Below are 23,574 nucleotides of genomic sequence, written 5' to 3' on the forward strand. Positions count from 1 at the left end.
TCGGGCGGCCGGCCGGCGGATCAGGCCGGGGGCGCCTCCCCGAGCCGCCACACGGCCAGGCCGTGCGCGGCGAGGGTCTCCGGGAGGCCCGCCAGCGCGGGCAGTTGCTCGATGTGGCGGACCCCCGGGGCCGGGGAGCCGGCGAGCAGTTCCCGGGTGACGTACGACGCGACCAGCGCGGTGAAGCGGCTCTGCGCCCGGCCGGTGACGGCGCAGGCCGCGTGGAGGTCGCCGCGCCGGGCGTCGGCGCGGACGGCGAAGCCGTCGCCTCCCAGGTGGACACGGCTGAAGGAGGCGGTCAGGGCCCGCCGCACGGCGGGCCTGCGAGCGGCCGGCCGCAAGCCGAACAGCGCGGAGGTCAGCGGCTTGGAGTCCAGGCACAGCCGGGTGGTCACCTGCTCCACGCCGAGCGTGCGGGGCAGCGTGTGCTGGTCGGAGAAGGGGAACGGGTGCGCGGTGCGCGTGCCGTGGCCGGGCAGCGTGGTCCGCAGCGGAGCTCCGGCCAGTGGTTCGGCCAGGCCCTCGACCGTCCAGCGCACGGCGTCGGCGCCGTGCCGCTCACCGGCGCCGAGCATGACCGTGAGGTCGATGCGGTCGGCCCCGCCGACGGCCTCGTGCGCCCGGCGGGCGAGGAGGTTGGTCAGACCGGGGGCGACGCCCACGCTGAGTACGGCCGTGGCCCCGGACCCGGCCGCCAAGTCGTGCAGGTCCGCGGTCCCTTCGAGCAGCCGCCCGGTGGCACCGATGTCGACGAGGTGTACGCCGCGTTCCAGGCAGGCGCGTGCGACGCGGCTGTCGGGCGGCTCCACGCACAGCACGACGGCCGCCACGTCCCCCAGCTCCTGCAGCGTCCGCCGGAACCCGTCCGGGTCGGTCACGTCGGCGCGTACTCCACCGAGCGCGCGTGCTCTGGCCTCGTCGCGCCCGGCGACGACGACCCGTCCGGGGAACCAGCCGTCGAGCGTGTCGGCCACCGTCACCCCCACAGCGCCGTAGCCCCCGACCACCAGGATCCTGTCCGCATTCATCTGTGCCCTACCCCCGAGGAAAGCAACGGTTTCGGAGAACGGTTCCGCGCCGTACGGGCCGGACCGGCCGGGGCGGTCGTGCGCCCCGGCCGGTCCGGCGGCTGTACGGGTCAGCTCCGGCCCAGGAGCTTGTTCATCTGGGCGATCTCGGCGGACTGGGAGGTGACGATCGCCTCCGCCATCGCCTTGGCGCCGGGGAAGGCGCCCTGCGCCTGCTCCGTCTTCGCCATCGCCACCGCCCCTTCGTGGTGCTCGACCATCAGCTCCATGAAGGCCGTGTCGAACGCCGTACCCGAGGCGGTCTTCAGCTTGTCCATCTGCTCCGAAGTCATCATCCCGGCCGTGCCGTGTGCGGAGTGGTCCGTGGCGCCCTCGGCGGGCACCTGCTCACCCCAGGAGGTCAGCCACCCGGACAGGGTCTTGATTTCGGGGTCCTGTGCCTTCCTGATGTCCTCGGCGAGCTTCTTCACCTCGGCCGAACGGGCGCGGGAGGGGGCCAGGTCGGCCATCTCCACGGCCTGGCGGTGGTGGGGGATCATCCCCTTGGCGAAGGCGACGTCGGCCGCGTTGTGCTGACCCTGGCCGGACGGGGCCGGGGCCGACGCGGGGGCCGACGGGGACGCCGTGGGCGACGTGGTGGCGTGGCCGTCGTGGCCGCTCGTACCGTCGCCGCCACCGCAGGCGGCGAGCACGACGGCGGCAGCTCCTGCCGAGACGACGGCGGCGGCGCGGCGGAAGGCGGCGCGGCGGACGAGGGAACGCTTGCTGGTCATGGTGGTGCTGCTCCTTGATCCGCGGCCCGGTTCTCGGGCATGCGGGTAGAACGGATGGAGAGGGACGCGACCTGGCACGGCCGGCCTCCGGCGGATGCCAGGGGGGACGGGCCGTGCGGGCGGCTCTAGATCCGCAGCAGCTGTAGTTCGGCCAGATCGGGCGGAGCCCGGGCGGCGGCCACGGCCGGCGGCTCGACGGCATCCGCCGGGGACACCGCGGGCACGCCGGTCAGCGCCTCGACGAGCGCGGGGGGCGTGTACGCCGAGGCGATACCGGCGGCGGCGCAGGTGGCGTCCGCGTGGCCGGAATGGCCCGATCCGCCGTCGGGGTGCGAGCAGTCCGCGCCCGCCGGCTCGACGGCGGGCGCGCCGTGGTCCACGGCCGTCGCATGGTGGGCGCCCGGCGGTACGGCGGCACGTGCCGGGTCCGGCCCCAGGGCGTGCATGCCCAGGATCCCGGCCAGCACCGCCAGCACCAACACCAGCAGGGCGGCACCGCGCGCCGAGGGGCGTCGGTTCGTCGGCCGGCAGGTGTGGGTCACGGGATCATCGTACGGTCCCCGTGCGCCGGAGTGCCCGAGGCGGGCCGCGCGCTATGCCGGCTGCCGGCCCGGCGGCGGGAGGCCGGCCAGCAGCTCCCGGGCCAGGCGCAGATGGCGGTGGCCCGGCTCCAGCAGGGCCCGGGCGTCGCCGAGGGTCCGGGTCAGCAGGGCGCGGGCCTCGTCGGAGCGGGCCGAGGAGGTCAGGGCGCGGGCCCATTCCAGCCGGGCGTAGATCGTGTGCGGGTGGTCGGGGCCCATGACCCGGGTACGGTCGGCCACCAGCGACTCCCAGGCCACCGTTGCCTCGGCGGTGCGGCCCGCCCGGGCCGCGAGGGCGGCGCGGCTGCTGCGGACGGCGAGGGTGTGCGGGTCGTCGGGGCCGAGGCAGCGTTCGGCGTCTGCGAGCAGCTCGGCCAGGTCGGCCTCGGTGCGGGCGGGTTCGCCGGCCCGGTACCAGATCAGGCTGCGCCGGGTGGCCAGCACCTGGGGATCGTCCGGGCCCTGTAGCCGCAGCCGGTCGGCGAGCAGCCGGGCCAGCTGGCGGGCCGCCTCGGCCGGGGCGCCCGACTCGCCGGTGAAGTAGGCCAGTTCGTGGCGGGCGGCGAGGGTGTCCGGGTGCTCGGCTCCCAGGACGGACGCCGCGTCCGCGGCCAGGGCGGCGAACCGCCCGGCCGCGGCGTGCGGGTTGCCGGCTTCGCCGGTGAAGAAGGCCAGCTGGTGGCGGGCGGCGAGGGTGTCGGGGTGGCCGGGGCCCAGCCGGTCCTCGCGACGCCGGGTGATCCCGGCGAGGTCGGCCGCGGCCCGGCGCGGCCGGCCGGCGTCCCCGACCGTGATGGCGAGCAGGAAGTCGGCGCCGGGGACTGCGCCCAGCCGGGCCCGGGAGAGCGCTTCGGCGGCCCGCCTGGGCCGTCCTTCCTGGTGGGCCAGCAGGCCCATGTCGTAGGCCTCGGCGGCCGTGACCCTGGCGACGAGGGACTGCCACAGGTGCTCCGGGACCGGTGCCAGGCCAGGGGCGTTGAGGAGGTAGTCGAAGGCCGTGTACCCCTGGGTGTAGTTGCCGATGAGCAGGCCGCTGGTGGCGTAGACGGCGGTGCAGGCCCAGTTCACCGCGTCGTCGAAGGGTTCCGGCTGGAGGTCGCCGCCGCCGCGCTCCACCAGGTAGGGCCGGTGCAGTTCGCGCAGCCGGTCGCGGCTCACCGGGCTGCGCAGGCCGGCCCGCCTGCAGTCCACGGCGGCCGCGACCACGGCCGCGCCGCGCGGATTGGCGCCGGGGGTCCAGGCGTTGTGCCAGGTCGCCAATAATTCGGGTCCGGCCGCGAGGACTTCCGCGATGCCGAAGCGCTCGCCGGCCCGCAGTGCCGCGACGATCCTCGGGTCTTCCGCGTGGGCGGCGGCCCGCCGGCGCTCCCCGGCCGACCAGTGCCGGGCCAGCCGTACCACCTCCGCCTGCCGGAGCACGTCCCGCTGGGTGCGCCAGGCGCCGCGGTCGGAGCCCGTCAGACGGCTCTCCTCGGGGGCGTCGAAGCGCCGGAACTCCTGTGTGCGCATGGTCGCCAGCACCACCCGGCGGCCCGGCACCGGGGTCGACAGGGCGGCCAGCATGGCGGTGGTGAGTCCGCCCGCGCCGAGGAACTCCTCCAGGTCGTCCAGCCACAGCACGGACCGCCGCCGGGCGCCGGCCACGCGCAGCGCCTGCGGGAGCCCGGCCCTGTCCAGTGGGCGGACGAAAGCGTGCCGGGGGAAGAGCGCCCGGGCCACTTCGTGCGCGAGCCGGGACTTGCCGGCGGTGGACTCCCCCACCAGCAGGACGAATCCGGCCCGGCCGAGGGCCTCGCGCAGCTGGGGTTCGACGTCGCGACGGATGTACGCGGGGGCCGCGCCCGGCGTTCGGCTGCCGTCGGCGGGGTGCCCGTCCGCGTGGTGGGCGCCGGCCAGTTCGGGGCGGTCCACCTGCCGCAGTGAGGGGATCCGGCCCTGGGCGGTGCGCAGCAGTGCGTCGGCTCCGTTCCGGGCGGTGTCCGCTCCTGCGGCCGCCCCGCGCTGCGGCTGCAGCCGCTCGGCGACGAGCCCGGAGAAGGTGGTGACGGCGGCGCCGATGCCCGTGGCCCACGCCCCGCTGGTCCATACCGTGGCCAGGGCCAGCGCCGCCGCGCCCAGGCCGACCGCCCCCAGGTAGGCCGGCCAGCCGCGCGCCCGGCCGTTCTCTCGTACGAGCAACACCGGCATGCCGCCCCCCACACGTCCGCACCCAGCCACCATTTTCACCCGTGCGGGCGAATTCGGTACCCCGGGAGGCGAGGCGGTCGCCCCGCCTGACCGGATGTCAGCGATGCAGGGCCCAGGTCCGGCGGCTCAAACTCATCCCTCCTTGAGCAGCACGGTGATGTTCCGGTTGCGGATGAGGACCCGTTCGACCTCGTCGGTGATCTCGAACTCGCCTTCGACGTCCGTGGGCGTGATGACCTGGGCGACGGTCCCGGAGGGCGCGACCTCGGTCAGCTCCAGGTGGAGTTCCTCGGGGACCGGCACGAGCGGCGGTGACGCCAGGGCCAGTTGGAGCCGGTAGCCGGGGGTCCGGCACGCGCACGTGCCCTTCACCGTGACCCGGCGCCCGCCCTTGCCGGCCCGGTGGGCCGTGGCGGTGAAGTCCTCTGCACCGGCTGTGCAGGCGAATCCGTTCCCGTATGCGGACATGTCTTCTCCCATCGTCCGTTCGTCGGTTGGCCGATCACACGCGGGTTCAGTCTCGGCGCGGTCGGTGGGGGCCGCAAAAGGAGGGCGGTGCGTCCGCGCGTGCGACGGCGCCGGCCGCGCGGATCCGCGGAGGCGTGGCGGCGGCTTTGCGCCTGTCAGGCCGGGTGGCCGGGCGTGAGGTCCACGACGTCGCCGAGGAGCAGCAGGGACGGCCGTTCGGGGCCCGGCCGGCCGGCGCCCACGGGCTCGAGGAGGAATCCGACGTGGTCTCCGCCGTCGACGCGCGTTTCGATCCGGCCGACGAACCAGGCACCGGCGTCGTCCAGGACGGGCGCGGGGGCGTGCGGCGTCCGATGCCATGCGAGGTGCGCGAACTTGTCGGTGTCGTCCCCGGTCCGGCCGCCGAAGAGTTCGGCGACGTCCTTCTGGTCGTCGCGCAGGGCGTGGACCGCGAGGTGGGAGGCCGTCCGGGCGACCGTGTAGGTGTGGTTGGCCTTGGAGAGCCACACCATGAAGCGGGGCGGGTCGATGGAGCACTGCGAGGCGAAGCCCACCAGGCAGCCGGCCCGCCGGTCCCCGTCCGCCGCCGTGACCACGTACATCGGGTGGTCGAGCACGTCGGTGAAGGCGTCCAGCTCCGTCACGGTGAGATCCTCCCTCGCAGTGGCGTCCTCCGTCACGGTGACATCCTCCCTCGCAGTGGCATCCTCCGTCGCTGTGGCATCCGTCCCCTCAGTCCGTCACAGGTCCGGCAGGGGGGTGCGCAGTGCGCTGCCGCCCCGGTCCCAGGACCGCCGGATGTGGTCGGCGAGCCGGTCTTCCACCAGGACGGTGGCCGCGCAGCCGAAGGCGACGTCGGCTTCCAGTTCCGGTTCGTCGGCCAGCAGGCCGCCGATCACCTCGCGGCGGACGACCTGTTCGTGGACGGCGTCGGCCTCCACGTGCTCGGTGTAGAAGCGTTCGGCGGCGGGCCCCGCCCCGCAGCGCCGCATGGCGCGGGCGAGGCGGCGGGAGCCGGGTGAGGAGGTGACCTCGACGCATGCGAAGTGGCCGACGAGGGCGCCGCGCAGCGCCCGGTGCAGGCCGAAGAGGGACATCAGGTTGACGGTGGCGAGCAGAGGGGCCGGCGCCTGGTCCAGGTACCGGCCGTAGGAGGGATCCAGCCGGAGGTCGGCCATCAGATCGGCGAAGAGCCGTGCGTGGATGCGGTCGGCTCGGCCGGCGCCGAACTCGTCGTACTCGATGGCGACCATCGCGGCCTTGGCGCGGCCGGTCAGCCGGGGGATGACCCAGGCGTGCGGGTCGGCCTCCTTGAGGTGGTAGAGGGAGCGCAGGGCGGCGTATTCGCGCAGCTGCCACAGCTCGCCGTCGGTCTGCAGCTGGTGGCTGAGGCTTCCGGAGAGGTCCACGGGCTCGACGAGCAGCGGGGCGAAGGCGTCCTGCACCGTCCGGGGCCCGTCGGCGAGCTCGGTGCGCAGGGCGTGCAGGAAGCGGGCTTCCATGGCCTGCCGGAGCCGCAGCAGGTCCGGGTCCCATTCCCGTTCGTCGTCGACCCGGTCGAAGCCCGCGTAGTGGAGTTCGTAGAGGAGGTAGAGGGCGAGTTGCAGGTCCTCGCCCCACGGGTCGGCCCGCAGCACGGATCCGGGGGCGTAGGCCGGTGGGCCGCCCGACCGAAGGGCCCGGATCACGGCGGAGGACAGCTCGCCGCGTGCCTCGACCAGACCGGGCCCGGTGGCCGGGGCGGCGGGCGCCGGCTTCGTGGCCGTGGCCGTCGCCGTGGCCGTCGCCGTCGCCGTCGGCGTGCCCGTCGCCGTCGCCATGTTCCGGTTGCCTGCTGTCATCAGGGGTTCCCCTCCTCGTTCGGCGAAGCGGCCCGTTCGCGGGGTCGGTGGCTGGTGTCGCACCACGGGTAGGTGCGGCTGCGGCGGCAGGTGCACACCGCGACCACGAACCGGTCGGACCGGACGACGGTCCCGTCGTCGAGTGCGATCTCGACCGGGCCCTCGACCAGGACGGGCCCCTGCGGGTCCACGGACACCCGCCGGGCGGGGGGCGTGGCGCTGTCAGGCGGACACGGCACGGATGATCACCAGCTCTTCCCACTCCTCGTGCGGGGCCGCCAGCGCCCGCCGCTCCAGCCAGGCCCGCCGTGACCGCAGGACCGGGCCCCACGGCACTGCCGTCCTCGCGGTGACCTCGGCGGTCAGGCCCGCCCCGGACAACCGGTCGACGGTCTCCTCGGGTCCGCACATCCCCGAGTGCACCATGAGCAGGGATCCGCCGGACCGCAGCAGCGCCGGGGCCCTCGCGCAGATCCGGTCGATGACGGCGCGGCCGTCGGGGCCCGCGTCCCAGGCCCGCTCCGGCCCGCGCGTGGGCAGCCCGTTCCCGGGGGCGGGGACGTACGGCGGGTTCGCGATGACCAGGTCGAAGCGGTGCCCGGCGGTGCGGGCGGCGAAGTCGCCGTGCATGAGGCGCAGGGGCAGTCGCCGGCGCAGCGCGTTCAGGCGGGCCGTGAGCAGGGCGGGCCAGGAGACGTCCACCGCGGTGACCCGGGCGCCCCGGTCCGCGGCGTGCAGGGCGAGTGCGCCGGTGCCCGTACCGATCTCCAGTACGTCCCGGCCGGGGCCCAGGTCCTCGTGGGCGAGTGCCTCGGCGAGGAACCGGGTGTCCGCCTGTGGCCGGTACACACCCGGGAGGGCGATCAGACCCGCAGGCAGCGCGCCCGGGGTGAAGGTCGTACTGGACACCTGGTACCTCCGGTTTCTCGTGCGGCCCGCGGGGCCGAATCGCGGCGTGTGACGGCAGTGAGCGCCTGCCCCCGGCTCAGCGGCCCATCCGCCGTCGAGGTGACCTTCGGAGGAACAGACAGAACCTGACGCCGTCGGCTCTGTGCGGGTCAGCCGAAGGCCAGCACCACCGGGCCGCCGGTGCGGTCGACGCGGGCCGTCCAGTGCGGCGGAAGGAGCAGGGAACGGGACGGGGTCGCCGGGCCGGGGAAGCGGCGGCGCCACAGCGGCCGGCCGTCCTGGGTCGCGGTGACCACGGGGGCGGTGACGGTTTCCCCGGAGCGCAGCAGCAGCGGCCGCCCGGCGGTGTCCGTGATCCGGTTCGGGGTCACCCACAGGAGCGGGGCCCGGACCTCCAGCGGCGGGCCGGGCTGCGGCCAGGGGGCGCCCGCGAGGTGGGCGAGTACGGGGGCCGCCGCGGCGGCTCCCTCCTCGGCCGCGGCGGCCGCGCTTTCGATGCCGCGGAGGGCGTTGCCGACGGCGAAGACGCCGGGCGCCGCCGTGCGGAAGGAGGCGTCCACGCGGGGGCCGCGGGTGCCGGGGTCGAGGGGGACACCGCCGCGGCGGGCCAGTTCGTGGTCGGGGATCCAGTCGCCGGTGAAGACCACGGTGTCGCAGGTGAGCAGGCCCGTGCGGCCGTCGCGGTGGTGGATGGCCAGGCCGGTCAGCCGGCCGCGGCCGCGCAGTTCGCCGACGGTCGTGTGCGTGAGCAGCGGGACTCCCGGCACGGCGGCGGCGCGCGGGGCTTGCGTGACCATCGCCACCACGTCCGTGCCCGCCCCGCGCAGCACGGCGGCCGCGTGGCGGGCCACGGGCTCGGCGCCCACCACCACGGCCCGGCGGCCGACGGGCAGTGCGTGCTCGTGGACCGAGCGGAGCAGTTCCCCGGTGGTCAGCACGCCCTGCGGGCGGGAGCCGGGGACGAGCCGGGCGCTGCGGGGGCGTTCGCGGGCGCCGGTGGCGAGGACGACGGCCCGGGCCGTGATCCTCTCCAGGCCCGTCGGGCTCGTCGTCTCCAGGGAGAGCGGGCCGGCCCACCCGGTGGCGGTGACGCCGGTGCGGACCGCGGCACCGGCGGCGACGGCCGCCCGTACCGACCGCTGCGCGTACCGGGGCCCGTCCAGCCAGGGGCGCGGTGGCCTGCCGAAGCCGCCGTGGTGGAGGTGGCGCGGCATGCCGCCCGCGTGCTGCTCGCGTTCCAGGACCTCGACCCGGCCGGCGCCCGCTTGCGCCAGCCGGGTGGCCGCGGCCAGTCCGGCGGGGCCGGCGCCGACGACCAGTACGTCGACCCGTACGTCGCCCCGCGCGTCCGTACGGTTCACCGGCGGGCCTCCTCGAACAGGGCGCGGACGGCGGCCCCGCAGTGGAAGCCCTGGCAGCGGCCGCCCCGGGCGCGGGTGCGCCGCCGCAGGCCGTCGGGCGAGCCGGGCGGTACGGTCGCGGCGAGCGCGTCGCGGATCTCGCCGCGGGTCACGCGCTCGCAGTGGCAGACGATCCGGCCGTACTCCGGGTCCGCCGCGATCATCGCGGCGTCGCGGTACGGGCGGGGGAACGCCTCGCCGAGGTTCGGCATCCGCACCGGCTCCGGCTCGCGGGCGCCGGTGAGGGGCAGGCCGCCTTCGGCGAGCAGCTCGACGACGTGTGCGGCGATCGCCATCGAGGCGCTCAGGCCGGTGGACCGGATGCCGCCGACGCTCACGTACCGCTGGTCGGGATGCGGGCGGATGGCGTAGTCCTCCTGGCCGGTGGCCGCGCGCAGCCCCGCGTAGACGGCGGTGACCTCCTCGTCGAGGAGCGCCGGCAGGATCCGCCGGCCCTTCTCCCGCAGCAGCGCGAGTCCTTCGGCGGTCGAGCCGGTGTCCGTCTTGTCGTCCAGGTCCTCGGCGGTGGGCCCGAGCATGACGTTCCCGTAGACGGTCGGTGTGACCAGCACGCCCTTGCCGCGGGCGTCCGGCACCGGCAGCAGGATGTGGCGTACGAGGCCGCAGGCGAGTTCGTCGAAGACGATGAGCTGGCCGCGGCGGGGTGTGACGGTGAAGTCGGCGTGCCCGAGGAACCGGTCGATCTCGTCGGCGTACAGGCCCGCCGCGTTGACCAGGTGGCGGGTGCGCAACGGGCCCCGGTTGGTGGTGAGGGTGTGCGGTTCACCCGGAGTGACCGATCGCACCCGGCAGTTGAGGTGCAGGTGGACGCCGGCGCGCACGGCCTGCGTCGCGTGGGCGAGGGTGGTCGTCCAGGGACAGATGAGGGACTCGTCCGGTACGTGGAGGGCTCCCAGCACACCGGGGCCGAGCTCCGGTTCACGGGCGCGCACCTCGGGGGCCGGGAGGATCCGGGCCGAGCGGTAGCCGTTGCGCACCGCCTTGTCGGCGAGTCCCGGCAGGGCCGCGAGCTGCTCCTCGGTCCAGGCCACGAGCAGGGCCCCGACCGGCTCGACCGGGATGCCGCTGTCGGCGGCGTAGGAGGCCAGCATGCGCTGTCCCTCCCGGACGAGCCGGGATTCCAGGGAACCGGGCACGGCGTCGAAACCGGTGTGCAGGATGGCGGTGTTGGCCTTGGAGGTGCCGTTGCCGACATCGTCGGACGCGTCGATCAGGGCGGTGCGCAGGGGCAGCCGGGCCAGTTCGCGGGCGATGGCCGAGCCCACCACGCCGGCGCCGACGACCGTCACGTCGTACGGGTCTCCGCCGCCGGGCAGCGGGCCGTGCCGGGTGACGGTCATGCCGGGCCGCCGAGCAGGGCGGCCACCGCCGTGCGGAACCGTGCGCGGCGTTCGGCGGCGTGCCCGGCGCCGGCCTTCGGTTCATAGACGGCGGACGGCTTCCACTCCGGGACGGCGTCGTGCACGCGGAGGGAGGGGTCGAGGCCGAGCCGGGCGACGGCGCCCACGCCGAGCGCGGTGGCGTCCGGCAGAGCGGACACCTCGACGGGGATCTGCAGCAGGTCGGCCTGCGCCTGCATGAGCAGGGCGGACCGGGTGAGTCCGCCGTCGACGCGGAGGGTGGACAGGGGCGCGCCCAGGTCGGTGGCGACGGCGTCGGCGAGCTCGGCCACCTGTGCGGCTATGCCGTCGCACAGGGCGTGCACGAGGTGGCCGGCGGTCGTGTCGAGGCCGAGGCCGGTGACCGAGCCGCGCAGGTCGCCGCGCCACCAGGGGGCGGCGAGGCCGGCGAGCGCGGGGACGAAGGTGACGCCGCCGGCGTCGGGCACGGTCGCGCCCACGGTGTCGATGTCCTGGGCGCCGGAGATCACGCCGAGGTCGGTGAGCCAGCGGACGGCGGACGCGGCCGTGTAGACCTGGCCGTCCAGGCAGTAGCTGGTCTCGCCGCGGAGCTGCCAGGCGACGCAGCCGACGAGCCCGGTGGTGCTGCGGCGGGGGCGCGGGCCTGTCTGCGCGAGGAGGAACGCCCCGGTGCCGTAGGTGCATTTGGCGGTTCCGGGTTCGGTGACGCGCTGGGCGAGCAGTGCGGCCTGCTGGTCGACGAGCAGCCCGGTCAGCGGCAGCGGGGGCCCGAACGCGGTGGTGGTGCCGACGCGGGTGTCCGCGCCGACGACTTCCGGCAGCGGTTCCCCGGTGAGGCCGAAGGCGTCCAGGGCTGCGGGCGACCAGTCGACGGTGTCGAGGTCGAGGAGCTGGGTGCGGCCGGCGGTCGCCGCGTCGGTGACGAAGGCGCCGGTGAGCCGGTGCACCAGCCATGCGTCGCTGGTCGTCACGACGCCCCGCCGGGTGAGGTTGCGACGTATCCAGGCCATCTTCGGCGCGGCGAAATACGGGTCGAGGGGAAGTCCTGTCCGCTCCTGCAACGACGCCGCGTGCGGCGCCAGTTCGGTGCAGAGCTGCTCGGCGCGGCGGTCCTGCCAGACGATCGCTTCGGTCAGCGGCTCGCCGTTCGCCGGGTCCCAGGCGAGGACGGTCTCGCCCTGGTTGGCCAGGCCCACCGCGGCGACCGGTTCCCCGGCGGCGGCCAGGGCCGCGCGTCCCGCGTCGACGACCGAAGCCAGCAGCTCGCGGGGGTCCACCTCCACGCGGCCGCCCGGCAGGTACCGGGGGCGTACGGGGGCGGAGGCGGAGCCCATGACGCCCCGTACGGGACAGACGACGAGGGCCTTGGTTCCCGAGGTGCCCTGGTCCACGGCGAGCACCGGGCCCGTCATCACCACTCCGTCCCTGGTGTCGGCATGCGCGATCGTCTCGCGGAAGCCTTCACCAGCGGACGCGGCCCCGTCAAGATCCTTCCGCCCGGGCGGCGACACAGCTGACGCGAATTCATCTCTTGTATGTGGCTTGATCATTGCATTCGAAAAAGTTTCATGACTCGAACGCTCATAGTCACTCTATAGTGATCGCCGATCACCAGGCGCGAAGGCCATGCGATGCGAGGACCGATGACGACGACCACCGCAAGACGCGCCCGTCCCGGCTACCCGTCGACCGGGACGAGGTGATGGCGGGCAGCGACTTCCGGCCCGTCTACCACCCCGCCGGCCACGACAACGACCTGCGTGTGGCCGTGCAGGACCTGCGCACCGGCCGGTGGCTGGCGATGGCGCACTTATTGGACCGGACGGACGGCTGGGGGCTGTGGACCCAGCGCACCCAGGTGCTCGCCGCGGTCGCCGCCGGATCGGACGTGGTCCAGGCGTGGCGCTCCGAGGAACCGCGCAGCGTCGCCGCGTCCGTCATGCACACCCGTGTCGTCGTCGAACGCGCCGTCCGCGCCCACCGCGCGCGCCACCCCCGCACGCACGAGCTGTGGCAGGAGGCGTGGGCCGCCTGCCGGGACGCCGCCGAGCTGAGCCCCGCCGACCCCGTGCCGTGGGTCTGCCTGCTCGCGCTGGCCCTGCTCGACGAGCACCGTGCGATGGACGAGCACCGTCAGCAGCCGCCCGCCCTGATGCTGCCCCGCGGCCCCTGGGGCATCCTCGCCCAGGTCGACAAGCGCGACCCGCACAACCGCGAGGCGTACCACCGGATGCTCCAGTTCGTGTGCGCGGGTACGCCCGGACCGCTGACCGAGGCCGCCAACTTCGTCCACTGGGCGTCCGCTTCGGCCCCGCCCGAGTCGGCCGTCCACCTCCTGCCGCTCTATCTGAGCGTCGAGCGGTACCGCCGCGAGCGCGGCCAGGAGAAGGCGCTCGACCTCCACTGGGTCGCCGAGGACGCCGTGCGCGACGCCGGCCACGCCCTGGACACCTGGTTCCGCTACAGCGACCTGCGCCGCGCCTCCCAGCTCGACCTCAACCACCTCGCCCACGCGCTGTGGGGAGCCCACCGCTTCGGCGAGGCGGTTCAGGTCTTCGACGCGATCGACCGGTACTGGACCACCCTGCCGTGGGCCTACCGGACCCGCGACCCGGCCGACCAGGAACTGGCCATGGAGGTCTTCCTGCGGGCCAGGGCCCGCAGCCTGGCGGTCCGGGACTGACTTCCGCAGTCCCGGCCCCGCTCGCCACTCCCGCAGGCCACTCCAGCACGCCACCCCCGCTCACCGTCCCCGTTCCCCACGACCCCCGGAGGTACTCCCCCATGTCCCGAACCGCGCCGACCGTCCGCCCGGACAGCAAGGCCCCGCCCCGGCAGGACGAGGAGGAACGGCTCAGGGAACTCGGCTACCAGCCGGTCCTCGCCCGCCGGATGGGCGGCTTCGGCAACTTCGCCATCAGCTTCTCGGTCATATCCGTCCTGTCCGGCTGCATGACCCTCTACGGTTTCGGCCTGGGCACGGGGGGTCCGGCCGTGATGCTGTGGGGCTGGGCCGGCGTCGGCCTGTTCGTGCTCTGCGTGGGTCTCGCCCTGGCCGAGGTGACCAGCGCGTACCCCACCTCGGGAGCGCTCTACTACATGGCCGACCGACTCGGCGGGCGCCGCTGGGGCTGGTACACGGGCTGGCTGAACCTGCTCGGCCTGCTGGGCGCCATCGCCGGCATCGACTACGGCGCCGCGCTCTTCACCGGCGCCTTCCTCAACCTCCAGTACGGCGTCGTGCCCACCCCGGGCCTGACGTTCGTGATCTTCCTGTGCATCCTGCTGCTGCACGCCGCGCTCAACCTCTTCGGCGTCCGCCTCGTCAGCGTGCTCAACTCCGTCAGCGTCTGGTGGCACCTGGGCGGCGTCGCCCTGATCGTGGGCGCCCTGGCCTTCATACCCGACCAGCACCAGTCGCCGTCGTTCGTCTTCACCGAGTTCGTCAACGACACCGGCTGGGCCAACCCGTTCTACGTGGCGGCGGTCGGCCTGCTGCTCGCCCAGTACACCTTTTCCGGCTACGACGCCTCCGCGCACCTCTCGGAGGAGACCTCCAACGCCTCCGTCTCCGCCGCCCGGGGCATCGTCCGGGCCATCTGGGTCTCCTGGGTCGCCGGCTTCGCGCTGCTCGCGGGCCTGACCTTCGCCATCCAGGACTACGCGGCCGTGCAGGGAACCGCCACCGGTGTACCGCCGGCCCAGATCTTCATCGACGCGCTGGGCTCCGGCGGCGCCACCGCCCTGCTCCTCGTCGTCATCGTCGCGCAGCTCTTCTGCGGGAACGCCGAGGTCGCCGCCGCGAGCCGGATGGTCTTCGCCTTCAGCCGCGACAACGCCCTGCCCGGCTCCGCCCTGTGGCGCAAGGTGAGCAGCCGTACGCAGACGCCGGTCCCGGCCGTGTGGCTCTCGGTCGCCGTCGCGGCCGTGCTGGCGCTCCCGTCGCTCTACTCCGCGACCGCCTACGGGGCCGTGACCGCCATCAACGTCATCGGCATCACCCCGGCCTACGCGATCCCGATCTACTTGCGGCTGCGCGCCGGGAACCGGTTCCAGCCCGGCCCGTGGAACCTGGGCCGCTGGAGCAAGCCGATCGGCTGGATCGCCGTCGTGTGGGTGGCCGTCGTCACCGTGCTGTTCTGCCTGCCGCAGAAGTCGCCGGTGACCATCGACTCGATGAACTACGCGGTGATCGCCCTGGCCGTGGTCCTGGTCCTGGCCAGCGCCTGGTGGTACGCCGCCCGGCGCTCGTACGGGACCCCGTCGGCGTACGGCAACGCCCGGGAGCAGGCCGAGATCGCCGAGGGCATCGTCTGACCCGCCGGCCGGCCCGCCCGCCGGGCACGTCCGTCCTGCCGCGCGCGCCCCGGCCGTACCGGGGCACGCGCGGCGTCCTCAGACCAGTTCGGGCTGCGGTTCGCGGCGCGGCTGCGGCACGGAGACCGTCGCGGCCCGGCGTTCCCACCGCTTGGTGATCCGTACGTAGCCGTAGATCACCGAGACCATCGACAGGACGACCAGCGGCCCGGACACCCACGGGTGTCCCGCCATTTCCAGGGACAGGAAGCGGTACGACAGCAGGAGCGCGACGAAGACCGCGGCGCCGTGGGCGACCAGGCGGATCCCCTTCCGGTCCCAGCCGTGGTCGAGGGTGCGCAGCGCGATGTCGATGGTCAGGGTGAAGACCACGCCGGCGACGATGTCCGCGCCGTAGTGGTAACCGAATCCCAGCGTCGCGCCGAGCGTCGCGATCAGCCAGAACGTGCCCGCCCATCGCAGGGCCCGCGGGGCCTTGCGGGAATGTATGAAGATCGCGGTCGCCCATGCCGTGTGCAGGCTGGGCATGCAATTGCGCGGGGTGAACTCGTCGAAGGGCATCGGCTGCGGAACGGCTACGGGCGGCGGCGTGTTCGGCCACAGCTCGGCCAGCGCCCACTGCCCGCCGTCGGCGCCGTACGCGAAGATCGGCCCGACCACCGGGAAGACCATGTAGATGCCCGGCCCGAGCAGTCCGATGGCCAGGAAGGTGCGCACCAGGTGGTGGCGCGGGAAGCGGCGCTCGACCGCCACGTTGCGCAGCTGGTACAGCGCGACGAGGACCGCCATCACCGCGAGCTGGATGTAGACGAATTCGAGGACGCGGAAGCCGGCGGCCCCGGTGGCCTCGACGATCCGGCCCGCCACCCATGACGGGTTGCCCAGCGCCTGGTCGGCGGTCGCCACGTACTGGTCGAGCACCGTCGGGCGGGTCTTGGACGTGATCAGCAGCCAGGTGTAGCCGGTCTTGCGGCCTGTCACGAGCAGCAGGGCCAGGCCCACGCCCTGGAGCAGCAGGATCCGTTCACGTCCGGTGCGGCGCGTGAGCGCGATGACGGCGCAGCCCAGGGTGACGAGCAGGGCGCCGTTGCCGTACATCATCTCGGCGCCGACCGTCCACCGCACGAGCCAGAAGACGAGGTCGATGCCGACCGCGGCGCCGATCGCGATGAGGCGCTGGCGCCAGGTCAGCACCACCAGCATCAAGGCCATGCTGGCGTACAGCACCGTCCCCGACTTGGGGGCGAACACCACCTCGCGCGCCTGGTCGGTGATCGGCCCCCGCACGCCGTAGCCGCGCGCGGCGATCTCCAGCGCGATGAGGAATCCGAGGCCCACCGCGCCCGCCGCGGCCCACAGCACGACGCGTGGCCGACGCCACGCGGCGGACTCGGCTCCGCCGCCCTTTCGCGAAAACACTCGCAAAACCGCAGATATCAATTTTTCAGCCGATGTTCATATTTCAACCTGATCATTGTTCGCTCGAACATGTTAGCGGAGCTGGTGGGCGGGTTCGGAAATGTGATGAAGGCCGCGGCGGGGAAACCTGGTGGAGCCGCGGGGCCCGCCGGGCGGAATACGGAATTCCTCGCGTCAGCAGAGGGCGTCCCAGTGGTGGAGGGCGTCGAGGGCGGCGGTGCGGGTGGCCGGGTCGGCGACGGCGTCGGCGGCCGGAGCGAGGAGGTAGTCGGCGACGGGGGTGAGGAGGAGGGAAGTGTCGGGGGTGTGGCCGAGGAGGCGGGCCTCGCCCCAGCTGTGGCGGATGGCGGTGCGGCGGAGCAGGGCGCCGTGCCGGGCCGGGACGCGCCGGGCGGCGGGGGCCCCGCCGCGGCGGCGGTGCTCGGCGGCCAGCTCCGGGGCGAGCGCGGCGCGGACGGCCGCGAGCGGGCCCAGCGGGACGTGCTCGGCGGCGTGGTCGAGGAGGGCCGCGACCTCCGGGGCCAGCCGGTAGGCGGCGACGACCGCGGCGGTCTCGGCGGCCTCGAAGGGCCGGCCGGTGAGGGCGGCGACGTCGAGGAGGGTGAGCGCGCCGGGCGGCAGGCCCGGCCCTCCGAGGCGGGACTCGGCCAGTGCGATCAAGCACTCCACATGGGCATCGGCGACCAGGAAGGGCCGGACGGGCACGCCCCGCCCGTCGCCGGGGAGGGCCGCGGTGGAGACGTGGACGCGGTACCAGGGGTCGACGAGGGGGTCCTCGGCGGGCCAGTGGAGCGTGACCGCGGTGTGGTGGGGGCGCTCACCGAACAGGGAGACGTCGATGTGCTCCACCGGGTGGTCGGTGGCCAGCCGGATGACGGCCTGCCACAGCGCCGCCTCGTCGGGGGCGACCAGATCGAGGGTGTCCAGCGGGCGCAGCAGACCGGCCGGGTAGTACCCGGCGAGCGGGAGGCCCCGGATGGCGTGGACGCCGGTGGAACGGGCGAGGCCGGCGGCCAGGCGGGCGTACCGGGCGACGCGGTCGCGCGCGCGGCCGAGCTCGGCCCGGGCGGCCTCGCCCATCCGGACGCCGTCGCCCGCCAGCGCGGAGAGCACCAGATGGGGCAGATGGCGGCCGGTCCGGGCGCGGTGCAGCAGTTCCGCCGGCCCGGCGGCGGGGTCGGTGTCGAGCAGCCGGTACAGCAATGGGGTGTTCACGGACGTCCGCCTCCGAATGTATGGTCGGGCCCGGCGCCACCGGCGACCGAGGGGGCGGGCGCGAGCCCGGACGGTCTCCGGCGTGCCCGCGGCACGGTGCGATTCTCTACCGCAAGGTTCAACACCTGATCACCACAGGCTCAACGGACTCTCGACACCGAGTACGACGCTGTGGTTAAAAAGGTGACACAAATCGAGACATGGGCGCCTTGCGGGGGCGGGCACCGTGTTCTGGGGGCTGGGGGCAGAACTTGGGCGATCTCCGTTTCTCGTTACTCGGTCTGATGCGGGCTCACCGGGGCGCTACCGCGCTCAAGATCGGGAGCCCGCAGCAGCAGGCGATGCTGGCCGTCCTCCTGCTGCGGCCGGGGCACTCGGCGAGTGCGACCGACCTCATCTCCGCGCTGTGGGGTGAGGCGCCGCCGAGCGCAGCGATGACCACGGTGCGCACGTACGCGTGGCGGTGGCGCAAGGTGCTGGACGCGGGCGGCAAAGCGGAGGAAGGCGACGCGGCGGCCGGGGGCGAACGGCCCGCGTCGAGCGTGCTGGTGTCCATGGGCGACGGCTACCGGCTGGTCCTGCCGAAGCTGGCCGTCGACTCCGCGGAGGCGGAGTCGCTGGCCGCCGAGGCGGAGCGCACCGCGCGGACCGATCCGCTGCGCGCCCGCGACCTGCTCAACCAGGCGCTGGAGCTGTGGCAGGGCGAACCGCTGGCCGGGGTCCCCGGCCCGTTCGCGGAGCGGCACCGCCAGCGGCTGGAGGAACTGCGCCTGACCCTGCTGGAGGAACGGATCGGGCTGGACCTGACGCTCGGCCGCTACTCGCGCTGCATCCCCGAGCTGACCTCCCTCACCACCGAGCACCCGCTGCACGAGCGGGCGTACGGGTTGCTGATGCGGGCGCTCTACCAGGCCGGACGGCAGGCGGACGCGCTGGCGGTGTACCGCGGAGTGCGGCAGCTGTTCCTCGCGGAACTGGGCGTCGCGCCGGGGTCGGACCTGGAGCACCTGCACCGCAGGATCCTGGAGGGCGATCCGGCGCTGGCCGCCCCGGAACCGAGCCCGCCGGCATCGCCGCCCGCCGACGAGCCCCGGGAGATCCGCGCCGTCGAGGACTCCGGGCACGACACCGGGCAGCCATCCGGCCAGGGATCCGGCCCCGCGGCGCCCGTAGCGGGCCGGGACCAGGCGGACAAGGGGCGGGAGGCGCCCCCCAGACCGGCGGCGGCACCAAGACCGGCCCAGCTCCCACCGGACGCCGCCGACTTCACCGGACGTACGGCCCCGGTGCGGGTGCTCGACGAGGCACTCGGCACCCCCGCGGCGCAGGCACTGGTGATCGCCACCGTCGTCGGCATGGGCGGGGTCGGCAAGACGGCGCTCGCCCTGCACGTGGCACACCGCGTCCGGGAGTCCTACCCGGACGGCCAGCTCTACGCGGACCTGCGCGGCTCCGACCCGGTGCCCGCCGATCCGGAAGCGGTGCTCAGCGGCTTCCTCGTCGCCCTGGGGGTCCCCGGCGACGCGGTGCCGGACGGCCTGGACGCCCGCTCGGCGCTCTTCCGGTCCGTCGTCGACGGGCGGCGCCTGCTGCTGGTGCTCGACAATGCCAAGGACACGGCGCAGATCCGGCCGCTGCTGCCGGGAACGGTCGGCTGCGCGGTCCTCACCACGGGGCGCACACGGCCCGCGGGACTGCCGGCCGCCGTCCACGTCGACCTGGACGTGTTCCACCCCTCCGAGGCCCTCGACCTGCTCGGCCGCACCATCGGCACGGACCGGCTCGACGCCGAACGCGACGCGGCGCTGGAGCTGGTGGTGGCCTGCGGGTACCTGCCGCTGGCGGTCCGGATCGTCGCGGCCCGGCTCGCGGCCCGGCCGGGCTGGACGGTGGAGACGCTCAGCCGCCGGCTCCAGGTGGAGCGGCGCCGGATCGACGAGCTGCGGATCGGCGACCTCGCGGTGGCGGCGGCCTTCGAACTGAGCTACCGGCAGCTCACCGCCGACCAGGCCCGGGCGTTCCGGCTGGTCGCCTCGGTGGACGGGCCGGACATCGGGCTGCCGGCCGCGGCGGCGCTGCTCGACCTCGACGAGTACGACGCCGAGGACCTGCTGGAGGCCCTGGTGGACGTGGCGATGGTGGAGTCGCCGTTCCCCGGGCGCTACCGCTATCACGACCTGCTGCGCTCCTTCGCCCGACGGCGCCCGGCGCGGGGGGCGGCCACGGCGTCCGGCGGTCCGGGGTCCGGCGGTCCGGCGGAGAGCGGTGAGGCGTTGGCCGCCCGGGACCGGCTGCTGGACCACCTGCTGGCCACGGCGTGCACAGCCTTCCAGCACGCGGTACCGGGCGACCCGGCGGCTGGTGCGCTCGGTCCGGCCCGCTCCCCCGGTGTGGCGCTGACCGGATGGGACACGGCCCGGGAGTGGACGGCGACGGAGCGGGCCGGCGCCGTGGCTCTGGCGGCCCAGGTCGCCGCGGACGCGGTCGCGGGCCCCGCGGGGCCCGCGGCAGGCGGGCCGCTCCTGTCCGACGGCGGTCAGGGCACGGCGCTGCGGGCCTCGATCGACCTGCTGATCGCGCTCACCCCGTTCGTCCTCACCCCTCCGAGCCGGCAGTTCGCCGCCACCGCCGACGCGCTGGCGGAGGCGGCGGTGCGGCACGGCGACGTACGGGCCACGGGACGTGCGCACTTCCTGCGCGGGAACGTGGCCCTGGCCGCGACCCGGCTGGACGCGGCCGAGGCGGCCGCCCGCCAGGCGGTGGACGCGGCGCGGACCGCCGGCGACACGGTGATCCTCCGTCAGGCGCTCAACGACCTCGGCCTGATCTGCCAGTTCCTCAGCCGCTACGACGAGGCGGTGGACCACTACGACGAGGCCCTGGTGCTGGCCAACGCGCTCGGGCACCGGTCGGGCGCCCTGGTGACGACCGTGAACGCGGCGCTGGCACGGGTGCGCAGCGGGCGGGCGGAGGAGGCGGTGGAGATCTGCCACGAGGCGCTCGCCGAGCTGCGGACGCGGCAGGACGATCCGGGGCGGGCGTACACCCTGTACGTACTGGGCCTGGCGCTGCACGGGCTCGGGCGGCACGAGGAGGCCGTGACCTGGTTCCGGGAGTGCCTGACGGTGGCGACGGGGGCCGGTCTGCGGGACCGGGCCGCGCACGCGCGTTACCGGCTGGCGGACAGTCTGCGCTCGCTCGGCCGGGCCGACGAGGCGCTCGACCACGCCGGGCGGGCGCTGGCGCTCTGCGAGGAGCTGGGGGCCGAACGGGACCAGGCTCAAGCGCTGGTGGTACTGGGCCGTTCGCTGCTGGACCTCGGGCGCGGGGCCGAGGCGGGGGCGCGGTTGCGGCAGGCGTACGAGGTCTTCTGCCGGCTGGGGCTTCCGGAGGCCGCCGAGGTGGCCTGTCTGCTGGAGGAGCCGGCACTCGCCATGGTGGAGAGCTGCGGGCTGGAGGCGTAGCCGAGGGGGCGGGGCCGCGGCTCAGGAGCCGGTGCTGTTCCAGTCCTTGTCGTCGGACGGGGTCGGGGTCGGCGCGGGGGCCTGGTTGGTGCTGACGGTCCCGCCGCCCTGGCCGGTGCCGGTGCCGGTGGTGTCGTCGGCCATCGCCGCGCCGGCCGCGCCCAGGGCGATCAGCGTGCCGAGGCCGAGGCCGGCGACGGCCAGGCAGACCCGGGTGGCAACGGTGTTGTTCGCGCGGTTCGCCATGAATGCTCCTGAGGGACGTCTTCCCAGGCGGGAAGGGGGTTTTTCGGTTCCTCCCGGAGTGTTCCGGGCTGATGGGAAGAGCATCGCAAGGCGCGTTCAACAGCCGATCGACGCACGAGCACCGTGCGTCGATCGGCCCCGTTGATCGGGGCGTTGGCGGGGTGCCGGTCAGGCGGCCTCACGGAGGTGCAGGGTGCAGCACTTCACGCTGCCGCCGCCCTTGAACAGCTCGGAGAGGTCCACTCCGATCGGCCGGAAGCCCCGTTCGCGCAGCCTCGCCGCGACCCCGGTCGCAGCCTCCGGCAGCACCACGTTCAGCCCGTCGCTCATCAGGTTGAGCCCGAACACCGCCGCGTCGGCCTCCTCGACCAGCACCGCGTCCGGGAAGAGGCGGCGCAGCACCTGCCTGCTGCCCGCGGAGAACGCGCCCGGGTAGTACATGACCTCGTCGTCGTCGAGCACGCTGAGCGCGGTGTCGAGGTGGTAGAAGCGCGGGTCGACGAGGTCCAGGCCGATCACCGGGCGGCCGAGGAACTCCTGTGCCTCCGCGTGGCCGGCGCTGACGCTGCGGAAACCGCGGCCGGCCAGCAGGTGACGGCCCGCCAGCAGCAGGTCCCCCTCGCCCTCGTTGACGTGGACCGGGTCGTGGGTGGTGAATCCGTTGCGCCTGAACCACTCCAGGTAGGCGGGGGCCTCGGCGGCGCGCTCGGCGTTGCGGAACCGGGCGCCGAGCACCTTGCCGTCGACGACGGTGGCGCCGTTCGCCGCATAGACCATGTCGGGCAGGCCGGGCAGCGGGTCGATCAGGTCGACGCGGTGGCCGAGGTCGGCGTACAGCTCGTACAGCCGCTCCCACTGGGTGACGGCGAGGCCGGTGTCGACCGGCTTGGCCGGGTCCATCCAGGGGTTGATCGCGTAGCTGACCTCGAAGTGGGTCGGACGGCACATCAGGAAGCGGCGCGGGCGGGCGGTGCGGGTCATCGAGGGCTCCGGGAGGAGTGCGGGCGGGGCGGGGACGGCACGGAGGGGAACCGCGGGCGGGGCCGGTCAGGACAGCGCGGGGCGTTCGGGGAAGTTGCGCAGGCCGCGCAGGGGGCCGGCCAGCAGGACCAGGCCGGCGGAGAGCAGCACGCTCGCCATGATCCAGAGGGTGGTGCGGGCGCCGAGCACCTCGCCGAGCCAGCCGCCGAGCAGGGCGCCCACCGGGATGGCGCTGAAGTTGACGGTGGAGGCGCTGGCCCGGATCCGGCCGATCATCGCGGGCGGGCAGTAGGCCTGGTAGAAGCTGCCGGCGATGACGTTCCCGGCGATCACCCCGCAGACCGCGACCGACCAGGCCACCGCGCTGACCGCCAGGGGCAGCCGGTCCCCGGCCATCGGCAGCAGCAGGATGAATGGCGCCCCCACCAGCTCGCAGAGCAGCAGCCCGCGCGCCGTCCCGAACCGGCGGGCGATCCGTCCGGCGAGCGCGGCGCCGGCCAGGCCGCCGACCGAGACCACCGCGAAGACGGCTCCGACGCCGCCGGGGGTCACGCCCACGCTGCGGACGAGGAAGATGGTCTGCACGGCCTGGATGCCGTTGAGGCCGAGGTTGCCGACGGCCGCGAAGCTCGCCAGCGTGCGCAGGTAGGGGTCGCGGGCCAGGAACCGGACCCCCTCGCCGATCTCGCGCAGGATCCCGCGCCGTTCGCAGACCGGCGGAGGCTTCTCCTCGGCCCGGATGGACCCCACGCAGACCGCCGCCACCAGGTAGGTGACCGCGTCGGCGAGCAGCCCGCTGACGGCGCCGAACGCCTGCGAGAGCAGGCCGGCCAGGCCGGGGCCGGCGATCTCGGCGGCCGCGTCCCCCGAGCGCAGCTTGACGTTGGCCTCCAGCAGGTCGGGCTTGGCGACCAGGACGGGCAGCACGGCGCTGTTCGCGGTGGACAGGAACACCTTGACCGCGCCGGCCAGCAGCGCCACCACCACCAGCTGGGCCATGGTCAGCAGGCCCAGCCAGCCGGCGACCGGCACGCTGGCGAACAGGACCAGCAGCAGGAGGTCGCAGATCAGCATCACCTTCAGCCGGGGCCAGCGGTCCACCCAGGCGCCGGCCACCAGGCCGAGGAAGAGCCACGGCACCCAGGCGGAGGCGGTCAGCAGGCCGACCATGAACGGCGAGGCCTCCAGCGTGACGACGGCCACCAGGGCGAGGGCGACGTTGCCGACGGCCGTGCCGAGGCCGCTGGTCGTCTCACCGATCCAGAGCTTGCGGAAGTTGGCCTGCGCCCAGAGGCCCCAGCGGCCCTCGGGCGGCGCGTCGCCCTCCGGGGGCGACGGCGGCTTCACGGAGGCTGTGGTCATG

General features: G+C 74.7%; 20 protein-coding genes. 3 read left to right on the forward strand and 17 right to left on the reverse strand.

Annotated elements, in window-relative coordinates; genetic code table 11:
- Positions 1-20: 20 nt before the first annotated feature.
- From AB0F82_RS02690 to AB0F82_RS02745, 12 genes are all read right to left on the reverse strand, one after another.
- Positions 21-1,028: a saccharopine dehydrogenase family protein gene (locus tag AB0F82_RS02690; RefSeq protein ID WP_362623052.1), complete on the reverse strand. Its 1,008-nt coding sequence runs from the start codon at positions 1,026-1,028 to the stop codon at positions 21-23.
- Positions 1,029-1,138: 110 nt separating this feature from the next.
- Positions 1,139-1,801 carry a DUF305 domain-containing protein gene (locus AB0F82_RS02695; RefSeq protein ID WP_362623055.1) on the reverse strand — a complete coding sequence of 221 codons (663 nt, stop codon included), beginning with the start codon at positions 1,799-1,801 and terminating at the stop codon, positions 1,139-1,141.
- Between the two features lie 125 nt (positions 1,802-1,926).
- Positions 1,927-2,343 (reverse strand): DUF6153 family protein, encoded by a 417-nt coding sequence (locus AB0F82_RS02700; RefSeq protein ID WP_362623057.1) that lies wholly within the window; start codon positions 2,341-2,343, stop codon positions 1,927-1,929.
- A 51-nt stretch (positions 2,344-2,394) separates the two neighbouring features.
- Positions 2,395-4,569, reverse strand: a complete 2,175-nt coding sequence (locus AB0F82_RS02705) for a tetratricopeptide repeat protein (RefSeq protein ID WP_362623059.1) — start codon at positions 4,567-4,569, stop codon at positions 2,395-2,397.
- A gap of 132 nt (positions 4,570-4,701) precedes the next feature.
- The gene (locus tag AB0F82_RS02710) at positions 4,702-5,037 is read right to left on the reverse strand and encodes a hypothetical protein (protein WP_362623061.1); all 336 of its coding nucleotides are present in this window, start codon (positions 5,035-5,037) and stop codon (positions 4,702-4,704) included.
- Positions 5,038-5,192: 155 nt separating this feature from the next.
- Positions 5,193-5,681 carry a flavin reductase family protein gene (locus AB0F82_RS02715; RefSeq protein ID WP_362623063.1) on the reverse strand — a complete coding sequence of 163 codons (489 nt, stop codon included), beginning with the start codon at positions 5,679-5,681 and terminating at the stop codon, positions 5,193-5,195.
- 96 nt (positions 5,682-5,777) lie between these two features.
- Positions 5,778-6,878 (reverse strand): iron-containing redox enzyme family protein, encoded by a 1,101-nt coding sequence (locus tag AB0F82_RS02720; protein WP_362623064.1) that lies wholly within the window; start codon positions 6,876-6,878, stop codon positions 5,778-5,780.
- Entirely contained in the window at positions 6,878-7,069 is a 192-nt protein-coding gene (locus tag AB0F82_RS02725) for a CDGSH iron-sulfur domain-containing protein (RefSeq protein WP_362623066.1), read from the reverse strand. Before AB0F82_RS02725 ends, AB0F82_RS02720 begins: the two co-directional genes overlap by 1 nt.
- Positions 7,070-7,100: 31 nt before the next feature.
- Complete coding sequence (locus AB0F82_RS02730; RefSeq protein ID WP_362623069.1) at positions 7,101-7,787, reverse strand: HemK2/MTQ2 family protein methyltransferase; 687 nt, start codon at positions 7,785-7,787, stop codon at positions 7,101-7,103.
- Positions 7,788-7,936: 149 nt separating this feature from the next.
- Positions 7,937-9,148: an FAD-dependent oxidoreductase gene (locus AB0F82_RS02735; protein WP_362623071.1), complete on the reverse strand. Its 1,212-nt coding sequence runs from the start codon at positions 9,146-9,148 to the stop codon at positions 7,937-7,939.
- Positions 9,145-10,548: an FAD-dependent oxidoreductase gene (locus AB0F82_RS02740; RefSeq protein ID WP_362623073.1), complete on the reverse strand. Its 1,404-nt coding sequence runs from the start codon at positions 10,546-10,548 to the stop codon at positions 9,145-9,147. Before AB0F82_RS02740 ends, AB0F82_RS02735 begins: the two co-directional genes overlap by 4 nt.
- Complete coding sequence (locus AB0F82_RS02745; protein WP_362623075.1) at positions 10,545-11,981, reverse strand: FGGY family carbohydrate kinase; 1,437 nt, start codon at positions 11,979-11,981, stop codon at positions 10,545-10,547. The genes AB0F82_RS02740 and AB0F82_RS02745 overlap by 4 nt, the downstream gene beginning before the upstream one ends.
- A 290-nt stretch (positions 11,982-12,271) precedes the next feature.
- Between AB0F82_RS02745 and AB0F82_RS02750 the strand changes: the two genes are divergently transcribed.
- Positions 12,272-13,252, forward strand: coding sequence for a hypothetical protein (locus AB0F82_RS02750; protein ID WP_356809833.1), 981 nt, complete (start codon positions 12,272-12,274; stop codon positions 13,250-13,252).
- 101 nt (positions 13,253-13,353) lie between these two features.
- Entirely contained in the window at positions 13,354-14,886 is a 1,533-nt protein-coding gene (locus AB0F82_RS02755; protein ID WP_362623078.1) for an amino acid permease, read from the forward strand.
- Positions 14,887-14,964: 78 nt separating this feature from the next.
- On the opposite strand, the gene AB0F82_RS02760 is transcribed toward AB0F82_RS02755, so the two are convergent.
- Positions 14,965-16,305, reverse strand: coding sequence for a phosphatase PAP2 family protein (locus AB0F82_RS02760; protein WP_362623081.1), 1,341 nt, complete (start codon positions 16,303-16,305; stop codon positions 14,965-14,967).
- 174 nt (positions 16,306-16,479) lie between these two features.
- Positions 16,480-17,520, reverse strand: a complete 1,041-nt coding sequence (locus AB0F82_RS02765; RefSeq protein WP_362623084.1) for a hypothetical protein — start codon at positions 17,518-17,520, stop codon at positions 16,480-16,482.
- A gap of 284 nt (positions 17,521-17,804) precedes the next feature.
- On the opposite strand from AB0F82_RS02765, the gene AB0F82_RS02770 reads away from it, so the two are divergent.
- On the forward strand, positions 17,805-20,984 hold the full coding sequence (locus tag AB0F82_RS02770) for an AfsR/SARP family transcriptional regulator (RefSeq protein WP_362623086.1): 3,180 nt from the start codon (positions 17,805-17,807) through the stop codon (positions 20,982-20,984).
- 21 nt (positions 20,985-21,005) lie between these two features.
- Here the strand turns inward: AB0F82_RS02770 and AB0F82_RS02775 are convergent, their stop codons facing one another.
- The 3 genes from AB0F82_RS02775 to AB0F82_RS02785 form a co-directional block, all read right to left on the reverse strand.
- On the reverse strand, positions 21,006-21,230 hold the full coding sequence (locus tag AB0F82_RS02775) for a hypothetical protein (protein ID WP_362623088.1): 225 nt from the start codon (positions 21,228-21,230) through the stop codon (positions 21,006-21,008).
- A 168-nt stretch (positions 21,231-21,398) separates the two neighbouring features.
- Positions 21,399-22,211, reverse strand: a complete 813-nt coding sequence (gene ddaH / locus AB0F82_RS02780) for a dimethylargininase (RefSeq protein ID WP_362623091.1) — start codon at positions 22,209-22,211, stop codon at positions 21,399-21,401.
- Positions 22,212-22,277: 66 nt separating this feature from the next.
- Positions 22,278-23,573 carry an MFS transporter gene (locus AB0F82_RS02785; RefSeq protein ID WP_362623092.1) on the reverse strand — a complete coding sequence of 432 codons (1,296 nt, stop codon included), beginning with the start codon at positions 23,571-23,573 and terminating at the stop codon, positions 22,278-22,280.
- Position 23,574: the final 1 nt, after the last annotated feature.

Origin of the sequence: Streptomyces virginiae (assembly GCF_040638905.1) — a bacterium.
GTDB lineage: Bacteria > Actinomycetota > Actinomycetes > Streptomycetales > Streptomycetaceae > Streptomyces > Streptomyces virginiae_B.

Bases quoted from the DNA above. Each gene is read 5' to 3' on its own strand.
- AB0F82_RS02690 (WP_362623052.1), bottom strand. From the start codon at position 1,028: ATGAATGCGGACAGGATCCTGGTGGTCGGGGGCTACGGCGCTGTGGGG.
- AB0F82_RS02695 (WP_362623055.1), bottom strand. From the start codon at position 1,801: ATGACCAGCAAGCGTTCCCTCGTCCGCCGCGCCGCCTTCCGCCGCGCC.
- AB0F82_RS02705 (WP_362623059.1), bottom strand. From the start codon at position 4,569: ATGCCGGTGTTGCTCGTACGAGAGAACGGCCGGGCGCGCGGCTGGCCG.
- AB0F82_RS02710 (WP_362623061.1), bottom strand. From the start codon at position 5,037: ATGTCCGCATACGGGAACGGATTCGCCTGCACAGCCGGTGCAGAGGAC.
- AB0F82_RS02720 (WP_362623064.1), bottom strand. From the start codon at position 6,878: ATGACAGCAGGCAACCGGAACATGGCGACGGCGACGGGCACGCCGACG.
- AB0F82_RS02740 (WP_362623073.1), bottom strand. From the start codon at position 10,548: ATGACCGTCACCCGGCACGGCCCGCTGCCCGGCGGCGGAGACCCGTAC.
- AB0F82_RS02745 (WP_362623075.1), bottom strand. From the start codon at position 11,981: ATGACGGGCCCGGTGCTCGCCGTGGACCAGGGCACCTCGGGAACCAAG.
- AB0F82_RS02750 (WP_356809833.1), top strand. From the start codon at position 12,272: ATGGCGGGCAGCGACTTCCGGCCCGTCTACCACCCCGCCGGCCACGAC.
- AB0F82_RS02755 (WP_362623078.1), top strand. From the start codon at position 13,354: ATGTCCCGAACCGCGCCGACCGTCCGCCCGGACAGCAAGGCCCCGCCC.
- AB0F82_RS02770 (WP_362623086.1), top strand. From the start codon at position 17,805: ATGCGGGCTCACCGGGGCGCTACCGCGCTCAAGATCGGGAGCCCGCAG.
- AB0F82_RS02775 (WP_362623088.1), bottom strand. From the start codon at position 21,230: ATGGCGAACCGCGCGAACAACACCGTTGCCACCCGGGTCTGCCTGGCC.
- ddaH (WP_362623091.1), bottom strand. From the start codon at position 22,211: ATGACCCGCACCGCCCGCCCGCGCCGCTTCCTGATGTGCCGTCCGACC.
- AB0F82_RS02785 (WP_362623092.1), bottom strand. From the start codon at position 23,573: ATGACCACAGCCTCCGTGAAGCCGCCGTCGCCCCCGGAGGGCGACGCG.